Source organism: Micromonospora sp. NPDC047812, assembly GCF_040704175.1.
Classification (GTDB): domain Bacteria; phylum Actinomycetota; class Actinomycetes; order Mycobacteriales; family Micromonosporaceae; genus Micromonospora.
Map to the genome: position 1 here is coordinate 1 of NZ_JBEYRY010000042.1, position 1,243 is coordinate 1,243.

General features: G+C 68.0%; 1 protein-coding gene. It reads right to left on the reverse strand.

The genetic code is table 11. The annotated features are described in order from the left end of the window. The coding region (locus AB0883_RS30780) for an SDR family NAD(P)-dependent oxidoreductase (RefSeq protein WP_366644774.1) at positions 1-1,243 on the reverse strand (1,243 nt) is incomplete at both ends.

The window sequence follows — 1,243 nt, forward strand, 5'->3', positions numbered from 1 at the left end:
GTCCGCTGGCGTTCCTCGACTCCCATAGTGGCCAGCCTGGCGGCCAGATCCACCGGCGTATCAGTTGTGGTCGCCGCCCGGCGGGCGAAGCCGCCAGCCAGCACCTGCCACAGCGGCGGCACGCTACCGGCGCCGGCTCGACGTAGCGCGGCCAGGTCCACTCGGATCGGCACGAGTTGCGGCTGGTCAGTACGCACTGCCGCGTCGAACAACGCCAGGCCCTGCTCGGAGGACATGGGAAGGATGCCGTTGCGTCGCATCCGGTCCAGGTCGACCTCGTCGAGATGCCCAGTCATCGTCGACTGTGGGGCCCACAGTCCCCACGCCAGTGACTGTCCGACCAGACCCGCGCTCTGTCGCCGTAGTGCCAGGGCGTCCAGGACGGCGTTGGCCGCGGCGTAGTTGCCCTGTCCCGGTGACCCGAGGGTGGCCGCTGCGGAGGAATACACCACGAACAACGCGAGATCCGAATCTTGGGTCAGTTCGTGCAGCCACCACGCCGCGTCGGCCTTGGCCCGCAGTACCGTCTGCAGCCGCTGCGGCGTCAACGCCTCGATCACCCCGTCGTCGAGCACTGCGGCGGTGTGCACCACCCCGATCAGTGGATGCTCGGCCGGTACCGCCGCCAACACCTCAGCCAGGGCATTCCGGTCAGCGACGTCACACGCCGTCACCTGCACCCGCGCGCCCAGCTCGGTCAGATCAGCGACCAGCTCCGTTGATCCCGTGGCGGTCGGGCCCTGCCGGGACAACAACAACAGATGCCTGACCCCGTGGGTGGCGACCAGATGCCGGGCCACCAACTGACCCAACACCCCGGTCCCGCCAGTGATCACCACCGTGCCACGCGAATCCAACCCCGCCGGCAACCGCAGCACCACCTTGCCCACATGGCGGGCCGCTTGCAGGTAGCGCAAGGCCTGCACTGCGTGAGCTGACTCGAATACCCTCACCGGCAGTGGCTGGAGGACCTCAGCGGCGAACATGTCCAGGATCTCACCCAGCATCTGCCCGATCCGGTCAACACCGGCTTCGGACAGGTCGAACGCCTGATACACCACCCCGGGATGGTCTGCGGCAATCCGGGCCGGATCCCGCACGTCGGTTTTACCCATCTCCACAAACCGGCCGCCACGGGGCAGCAGTTCCAGCGACGCGTCCACGAATTCCCCGGTCAGGGCGTTGAGGACCACATCCACACCCTCCCCCCCGGTCGCGGTCAGGAAGCTCTGGCGGAAGTCCA